General features: G+C 71.3%; 10 protein-coding genes. All 10 read left to right on the top strand.

Annotated features, from left to right (window positions below):
- Nucleotides 1–83: 83 nt before the first annotated feature.
- The 10 genes from ABD671_RS15155 (at nucleotide 84) to ABD671_RS15110 (ending at nucleotide 8,079) form a co-directional block, all read left to right on the top strand.
- Nucleotides 84–1,070, top strand: a complete 987-nt coding sequence (locus ABD671_RS15155; protein ID WP_344734259.1) for a ParB/RepB/Spo0J family partition protein — start codon at nucleotides 84–86, stop codon at nucleotides 1,068–1,070.
- Nucleotides 1,067–1,378 (top strand): hypothetical protein, encoded by a 312-nt coding sequence (locus ABD671_RS15150; RefSeq protein WP_344734258.1) that lies wholly within the window; start codon nucleotides 1,067–1,069, stop codon nucleotides 1,376–1,378. The genes ABD671_RS15155 and ABD671_RS15150 overlap by 4 nt, the downstream gene beginning before the upstream one ends.
- On the top strand, nucleotides 1,375–1,683 hold the full coding sequence (locus tag ABD671_RS15145) for a DUF3850 domain-containing protein (RefSeq protein WP_344734257.1): 309 nt from the start codon (nucleotides 1,375–1,377) through the stop codon (nucleotides 1,681–1,683). Before ABD671_RS15150 ends, ABD671_RS15145 begins: the two co-directional genes overlap by 4 nt.
- Entirely contained in the window at nucleotides 1,680–2,096 is a 417-nt protein-coding gene (locus ABD671_RS15140; protein WP_344734256.1) for a hypothetical protein, read from the top strand. Before ABD671_RS15145 ends, ABD671_RS15140 begins: the two co-directional genes overlap by 4 nt.
- Nucleotides 2,093–2,635: a hypothetical protein gene (locus ABD671_RS15135; RefSeq protein ID WP_344734255.1), complete on the top strand. Its 543-nt coding sequence runs from the start codon at nucleotides 2,093–2,095 to the stop codon at nucleotides 2,633–2,635. Before ABD671_RS15140 ends, ABD671_RS15135 begins: the two co-directional genes overlap by 4 nt.
- 21 nt (nucleotides 2,636–2,656) lie before the next feature.
- On the top strand, nucleotides 2,657–2,908 hold the full coding sequence (locus tag ABD671_RS15130; RefSeq protein WP_344734254.1) for a hypothetical protein: 252 nt from the start codon (nucleotides 2,657–2,659) through the stop codon (nucleotides 2,906–2,908).
- A 582-nt stretch (nucleotides 2,909–3,490) separates the two neighbouring features.
- A complete protein-coding gene (locus tag ABD671_RS15125; RefSeq protein WP_344734253.1) occupies nucleotides 3,491–3,883 on the top strand; it encodes a hypothetical protein in 393 nt (130 codons plus the stop codon).
- Entirely contained in the window at nucleotides 3,867–5,663 is a 1,797-nt protein-coding gene (locus ABD671_RS15120; RefSeq protein ID WP_344734252.1) for a hypothetical protein, read from the top strand. The genes ABD671_RS15125 and ABD671_RS15120 overlap by 17 nt, the downstream gene beginning before the upstream one ends.
- A gap of 24 nt (nucleotides 5,664–5,687) precedes the next feature.
- A complete protein-coding gene (locus ABD671_RS15115) occupies nucleotides 5,688–7,118 on the top strand; it encodes a phage portal protein (RefSeq protein ID WP_344734251.1) in 1,431 nt (476 codons plus the stop codon).
- On the top strand, nucleotides 7,099–8,079 hold the full coding sequence (locus ABD671_RS15110) for a VG15 protein (RefSeq protein ID WP_486348167.1): 981 nt from the start codon (nucleotides 7,099–7,101) through the stop codon (nucleotides 8,077–8,079). Before ABD671_RS15115 ends, ABD671_RS15110 begins: the two co-directional genes overlap by 20 nt.
- Nucleotides 8,080–8,109: the final 30 nt, after the last annotated feature.

Below are 8,109 nucleotides of genomic sequence, written 5' to 3'. Positions count from 1 at the left end.
CCCATCACCGACACCACGACCGGCCCCGACACCGCCGGCCACTGACCCCGAGCACCACCCTCACCCCCGACAGGAACCCGCCCATGACCACCACCACCGCGCTGACCCGGCAGCAGAAGGCCGACGTGCTCCGCGCCGCGATCGCCCAGAACGCACGCCCACTCGCCCTGCCCACCATCGCCGCCAACCGCCGCCTGACCATCGAGCAGGTCAAGGAGATCGTCCAGGCCCACGGCTGGCCCCGCATCGAGTCCATGCGGAAGGCCGCCGAGATCCTCGAACGCGGCCTCGACCCCGACCGCGCCAACCAGCTCGCACCCCTCGCCGCCACCCCGAACGCCACCCCGGACGCCACCCCGAACGCCACCGACCAGCAGCTCGTCGACGTCCCCCTCGACGAACTCCACCCCGACCCCGACAACGTCCGCGACGAGCTCGGCGACCTCACCGAGCTCGCCCGCTCGATCGCCGACCAGGGAGTACTCCAACCCGTCGTCGCCCGCCGCCACGACGGCCACCTGGTCCTCGTCATGGGCCACCGCCGCCACGCCGCCGCACGCCTCGCCGGCCTCACCCGGATCCCCTGCATCATCCGCGCCGACATGGACCCCGACGACGTCCTCGCCGCGATGATCATGGAGAACGGCCAACGCCTCGGCCTCGACCCCATCGAGGAAGCCCGCGCCCTCGCACGCCTCAAGCGCCTCGACAACGCCACCGACGCCGACCTCGCCGCCCGCGTCTCCAAGTCCCAGCCCTACATCTCCGCCCGCCTCGCGCTGCTCTCCCTCACCCCACCCCAACAGGCCGCCGTCCGCGCCGGCACCCTCTCCCTCACCCGAGCCACCAAGCTCGGCCGCGAACAGGGCGGCATCGCCCGCCCCGGCGCCGCCGGCAAGGCCTCCGCCGCCCACCTCGCCTGGAGCCACCCCCTCGCCGAAGCCGTCTCCCTCCTCTGCACCCGCAACGGCCACTCCAAGCACCACCCCGGCCGCCCCGGCGGCGTCGGATGCGGCGAGTGCTGGGAAGCCGTCATCCGCTCCGACGAACGCGACAAGGCCCGCCGATGAGCGCCGACCTGCTCCGCGAGGCCGCCGCGGTGCTGCGGGAGCTGGCCGCTGACGCCGACGACGGCCGGCCCTGGAAGTCAGAGGGGTCCTTCGTCGACACCGACCCCGAATGTGGCTTCGACGCGGGCACGTCGCGACTCTCCGCCTACATCGCCACGATGCACCCCGGGGTCGGGCTGGCGCTGGCGGACTGGCTCGAGCTCGCCGCGACCGCCGAGGAACTCGTTCAGACCTTCGATGAACGACCCATCCCCACGACCAGCGCTCAGCTGCGCGTCGCCCGCGGCATCCTCGGGAGGGACTCATGAGCGAGCACATCCTGAAGGTGCAGCCGCCCTACTTCGACGCCCTGGCCGACGGATCGAAGACCTTCGAGGTCCGCCGCAACGACCGGGGATTCCAGCGCGGCGACACGCTCGTGCTCTGGGAGTACAAGCCCGACCCCTACGGCGCCGCACCCTGCGATCGCCAGCCGCTCTGCCCCGACTGCCCGGCCGTCCGGTTCGTGCGGCGCACGGTCACCTACGTCTACGCAGGCGACCCGCGGTTCGGCGGCATCCAGCCCGGCCACGTCGTGCTCGGCCTCGGCCCGTTCAAGGAGGGCGGCCAGTGAGCGCCATCGAGCAGGCCGTGGAGACAGCAGCCGAGGTGGCCTACCAACACGCCTTCGGAGACTCCGTGTCCATGGAGGACTACCGCTGCCGAGCCGAAGGTTGCAACTGGACCTACCCCTGGATCAGCCTCCAGCGGCGGGCCGAGCGCGAGCACGCCGCCCACGTCGCCGCCGAGATCATCAAGGCGCTCGGGCTGGAGGAGGAGCGCCACCAGGGCCGCCGTGTGGTCGATGGTCACACCGACCGGTGCCGCGCGCCCGGGTATCAGGGGGCGCACACCGCAGTCGGGGCAGGTGCGGTTGCGGAGCCGTACCGCTGCCACGGGTGCGGTGCCTGGTTCACCCTGACCGGCCGCGCAGGAACGCCGAGCCTGGTCCGCCTCGTCACCCCGTGGCGCGAGGTGACCCCGTGAGCCGCGTCGACCAGACGATCCTCGCCGGGGACCCGAAGCGCCTCGGCAACTGTGTCGCGGCCTGTGTCGCCACCTACTTCGGCATCCCGCTCGACGCCGTCCCGCACTTCATCGAGTACGACGGAGGCGCGACCACCGACGGCAGCGAGGGATCCACCGGCTGGTGGTACATGCTGCTCGGCTTCATGGCCTCCCGCGGGCTCTGGGTGGTCGAGCTCGACGAGGTCACCGACGCAGAGCCGGGCGAGGTCGTCTTCGTCGCCGGGATGTCCGAGCGCGGCGTCCACCACCAGGTGCTCTACCGCGACGGCGTGCTGTGGCACGACCCGCACCCCAGCCGAGCCGGTGTCCTCGACGTCCGCGAGGTCCTCGCCTGGCGGCCCGCCCGGCACGACCACCAGCCCACGCCGTTCGCCTGCCCATCGGCCACCGGCCCCGGACCGTGCCTCAACACCACACCCCACGACGCGCCACGCGGCTGCGTTCACCACTCCACCAGCGGCGTCCCCGATCGCCACCAGAAGGGAGACGACGAGTGAGAAGGCAGGGACAATCGGACCGTGACGGTTCACCCGCCCGACGGGCTCCACACCACCGACCAGGCCGCCGAGGTGCTCGGCGTGCCGGCCGGCGTCATCCGCAGCTGGCGCCACACCCGCAGAGCACTCCCCGCCGGCGCGCTCCCGGCCGCTGCACCCGGCGGTCACGTGCTGCTGTGGCGCCTCTCCGAGCTCGAGCCGCTCGCCCAGGCCTACCTCGCCCGCAAGGCCCGGAAGGCTGCCCGACACGCCGACGTGACCACGTCGTCCTGACCCGCGAGGCCGCGTGTTCTAACATCCATGCCAGCGGATCACGTGTATCCACACCACGCCCCGGGCCCTCAGGACGCCGGGGTTTCTTCGTCTCCAGGTCGAGCCACGGGCGGGGCTGCTCAGTGGCTCGACCTGGCCACCGGTCACGATGAGCTGGTCGAGCAGCGATCGCCGCTCCCGGCTTCCGAGCGACTGGCCCAAGCGCGTCGCTGCCACGCGGCGACGCGCAGGAGGACGGTGCGAAGGCATCAGCCTGGCAGGCGAACCGCGCTGGCACGTCGAGCACTGTCCTGGCCCTGGATCTGACTGCGACCACGACCAGCGCGGCGACGACCACCGGCTCGGCAACCTTCGGTGGCTCTCCGCCGAGTGCCACGCCCGCAAGACCCAGCACGAGGCACAGGCCGCTGCAGCCGCTCGCAGAGCGGCTCTCCGGCTGCCCCGCGAGGACCACCCGGGGGCACCCCCACCCCCCTGCCTAGAGGACCGAGGGCGCTAGCGGGCCGAATCCTGCGTGCGCCCCGCACCCCGTTTTTTCAGGCCGCCAGGCGCGGCTCACCGCCGAGCCCCAGGAGGGCGACCATGGCAGCACCCACCCACCCGAAGGCACCCACGGGCCTCCGCCCCGCCGGCCGGAAGCTGTGGAACGACGTCGTCGCGAAGTACACGCTCCGCGTCGACGAGCTCGCGGTCCTGGCCCGCGCGGCGAAGACAGCGGACCGTCTCGCCGAGCTCGAGAAGGCGCACGCCGACCTCGGCCGCCCGTTCCTGACGCGCGGGTCGATGGGGCAGGACGTCATCCACCCGCTCATCGCGGAGATCCGCAACCACGAGGCGCACCTCTCCACGCAGCTCGCGAAGCTGAAGCTCCCCGACATGCCGGCCGCCGGCGAGACCGGGGGCACCGGACGTCGCAACCAGCAGCGCGACGCCGCGCAGTCGCGATGGGCCCAGGCTCATGGCGCAGGCGCGTGACGCCGGCCCCGCCTTCCATCCCTCGCGCGCGGCCGAGTACGCCGAGATCGAGCGCTGGTACCGCGACCTACTGGACCGCACTACGCCGCCGACAGACCTCGTCTGGGAGCCGATCAAGATCGGCCCAACCTGGCAGTGGGACGACGAGTCCGGGTGGCTCCTCCCGGAGGCCACGCTCGGCTGGGGGTTCCTCTCCTGGACCGGCTACTGGCTGACCGGCAGGGGCGGGAAGCCGTGGACCTGGACGGCCGAGCAGGCACGGATGCTGCTCTGGTACTACGCCGTCGACACGCACGGCGACTCCCTCTTCCACACCTACCGGCTGCAGCGCCTCAAGGGGTGGGGCAAGGATCCGACCGCGTCCGGCATCGCGGCCGGCTCGCTCCACGCGCCGATCGTCTTCGACCACTGGGACGGCGACCGCCCGGTCGGCCGCAGCGACCAGGAAGCGTGGACGCAGATCCTCGCGGTGGCGCTCGAGCAGACGAAGAACACGATGAAGCTGTTCCCGGGCTTGATCCCCCAGGAGACCCGGGACCACTACGGCATCCAGATCGGGAAGCAGAACGTCTGGTCCGACGGCGACCGGCGCCAGATCGAGGCGGTCACCAATTCGGTGCTCGCGATCGAGGGCGGCCGGCCCAAGCAGGTCATCCGGGCTGAGATCCAGAACTGGATCTCCGGCAACGGCGGCCACGAGATGGTCGAGGCCCTGGAGGGCAACGCCGCGAAGGCCGAGCTCGGTGCGCCGGCGCGGATCCTCGACATCTTCAACGCCTACCGCCCCGGCCGGGACTCCGTCGCCGAGCGTGCGCGCGTCAACTACGACGACCTCGAGGCCGCCGGGATCGACCCGACCGCCAACGGCGTGTGCTGGGACTCCCTGGAGGCCCCGCCGGAAGCGCCGCTGACCGCGAAGGACGCACCCGACGTGGTCCGGTCGGTTGCCGGCGACGCGACCTGGCTCGACACGCGCCCGAACGGCCGCATCGTGAAGTCGATCCTCAACCCCGACAACTCCACGAGCGAGTCCCGACGCAAGTGGTACAACCAGATCACCGGCGCCGAGGACGCGTGGGTCGACCCCCGGTGGGTCGACTCGCCGGAGAACCGGCGGCCGGAGGAGAAGCTCGCCGACGGTGAGCGGGTGGTCCTGTTCGGAGACGGCTCGAAGTCGGGCGACGACACAGGACTGGTGGCCATCCGGGTCTCGGACGGCATGGCGTTCACGCTGCACCACCAGCACCCGGCTGACGGGCAGCTGGTCGACCGCGCCGCGCTGGATGCCGCGGTGACCGTCGCGTTCGACAAGCTGAAGGTCGTCGCGTTCTGGTTCGACCCATCGCACGCGAAGGCCGACGACCAGGTCGAGGAGGACCGGTTCTGGTGGCCGCTGGTCGACGACTGGCACCGCCGATACCACCGGCGCCTCGACAAGAAGTTCTGGCCGGTGAAGACCGGCCCGAAGGCGCACGCGGTGGCGTTCGACATGACCACGACCGCCGCACAGCAGCTGTTCCAGCCGGCCGTCACCCAGCTCGCCGACGACCTCCGCGAGGGCCGTGCGCCCCACCACGGCGGCGGGACGCTGCGGCGGCACGCGAAGAACGCGAAGCGCCGTGAGGGCAGGTTCGGGGTCACGGTCGGCAAGGAGAACCGTTCCTCGCCTCGGAAGATCGACCTCGCCGTCTGCTGGATCGGTGGCCGCATGCTGTGGCGCCTCGTGACCATGTCCCGCCCGAAGTCTCCCGGCAAGGGCCGGGTAGTCGTGCACGAGTAGACCCCTGGGAAGGAGGCGACCGACGTGCTGTTCACCAGTGGCTTCGCCCCCGCCCTTCCTCTGATCGGGCTCAGCGACGCCGAGCGCAACCTCATCCAGCGCACCAGGCTCTCGGCGACCGCGACCGGCGAGCGAGAGGCCATGGAGCTCTCCGAGGCCTACTACCTCGGCACCCAGATCGTGCAGAACCTCCGCATCGCGGTCCCGATCGAGGTCGAGAGGGTCATCAAGACCGCGGTCGGTTGGGCCGCGCTCGCCGTGGACCCCTACGTCGAGCGGCACGCCATCGACTGCTTCCGGCTGCCCTCCGGCACCGACGCCGACCCCTTGCTGACCGAGATCGCCGACGTCAACGGCATCGAGGCGGAACTCCCCGTCGCGTTCACCGACGCGCTCTCCCTCGGCTCGGCGTACTGGATGGTGGGGTCCCGCGAAGGAGGCGGGCTCCCGGTCGTCACGGTGGAGTCCCCGCTCACCACCAGCGTGCTGTGGGACGCATCCGGTCGCGTCGCGCGCGCCGTCTTCTCGGAGTACGAGGACGAAGCCGGGGTCCGGAAGGCGACCTTCGCGGTCCCCGACCAGACGATCCACCTCGGCCTGAACGACGCCGGCGCCTGGGAAGTCATCTGGCGCGACATGCACGGCTTCGGCTACGTCCCCCTCATCCGGCAGCCCAACCGGGCCCGCTCGAACAACCGCGCGGGCCGGTCGTCGATCACCTACGCCCTCCGCACCACCATCGACTCGACCTGTCGAAGCCTTCTGGGTCTCGAGGTCGCTCGCGAGCTGTACTCGGCGCCACGGATGGTGCTCCTGGGAGCTGCCGAGTCGAGCTTCGTCGGTGCCGATGGCAAGAAGAAGACCGCTTGGGAGACCTACATCACCCGCGTCCTCGGCCTGGAGCGTGATGAGGACGGAGAGCTGCCCGACCTGAAGCAGCTCACGGTGTACGACCCCTCGACCTTCACCAAGCTCCTCGACTCGGCGGCAGCCCGCGCGGCATCCGAGGTCCTCGCCCCGCCGCAGGACATCGGCCTGTACACCGACGGGAACCCGATCTCGGCGGACTCGATCAACGCCACCGAGGCGCGCCGGAACCGTCGAGCGCGGTCGCAGCAGCGCGAAGCCGGCGTCGCGCTCGGCAGCGTCATGAGGATGGCGGTCCGGTTCGCGAGTGGTGGGGAGCTCCCGGACGCCTACGGGTCGGTCATCACCGACTGGGCTGACGTGGAAGAGCCGGCCATCGCGACCGTCTCGGATGCGATCACCAAGCAGATCGCGGCCGGCTCCATCCCGGCCACCTCCGACGTCACCCTCAAGAAGCTCGGCTGGAACGCAGTGCAGCGTCAGCGGCTCGCAGATGACCGCAAGCGCGAAGAGGGTCAGCAGATCGCCCAGAAGATCGCCGACGCCGTGACCAGCCTCCAGGGCCCCAGTGGCACTCCGACTGCCTGACCGGCGCCCGGTCACCGCTCAGTTTTACGTCACCCATGCGGGCCTGCTGACGCTCACCGCGAATGCAGTGCGGTCCCTGTGGGCTTCCGCCAACCCAGCGAGGCTCGCAGCGTCGTTCGAGGTCATCCGCCCAGCAGCTTCAGCGATCGCGGTCCAGAACTCCCAGGCCGCGGTGAGCCTGGCCGCCGACTACTACGAGGCCTTCCGTGCCGACGTCCTCCCGGGCGCGACCCCGTTCCGGGCCCCCGTTGTGGATCCGCCGACCCTCGCCGACGTCGAAGCCCGGCTCGACGACATGGCGGCCGAACTGCTCGCGTCGCTCGACGCCGTCGTCGACGACGTCTACCTCGCGGACGTCGCGAACCAGATCGCCGCAGAGATCGAGGGAGCAGCTCGTTCCACCGTCGCCGATGCGGCGTTCGGAGAGCTCCTGGCCTCGATCAACGACGACCGCGAGGCGAAGGGATGGGCGCGGATCGCCCGCCCGACGGCGTGCTCGTTCTGCCGTCTCCTAGCCTCGAGGGGACCGGTGTACACCAAGGACACCGTCGACTTCCGTGCCCACGTCCCGATCAACGGCCGCGGCGGCACCTGCCAGTGCACCGCGGAACCGTGGATCGGCTCCTCCTACGAGCCGACCGCCCAGGTCCGCGCCGACGCAGCGCTCTACCAGCAGATCGCCGACGAAGGCTTCCGGGGCGCCGACGCCCGCAATGAGTTCCGCCGCCGCATCGAGGGACGCACGGACGGCGCCCGCCGGCCCCGCGTGAGCGACCGGGCCCGCGCGAAGTCACCGACGCAGGTCCAGGGCCAGCGGCTCGGCTTCGAGTTCCTCACCCCCGCGCAGCTGCGCCACCAGCTCGCTGTCATCGAAGCGCTCCCCGACAGCGACTACCGGACCAAGCAGATCGCGCGCATCCAGTCTCGCCTGCTCGCACTAGGCGACCAGGCACCCCGCTAGAAGCGGGACACCACCAGCCCCAGGAGGGCA

The sequence above is a fragment of the Nocardioides fonticola genome (assembly GCF_039536805.1).
GTDB lineage: Bacteria > Actinomycetota > Actinomycetes > Propionibacteriales > Nocardioidaceae > Nocardioides > Nocardioides fonticola.
Note: the sequence above shows the minus strand (reverse complement) of the source record. Positions and strands in the feature narration are given on the sequence as shown.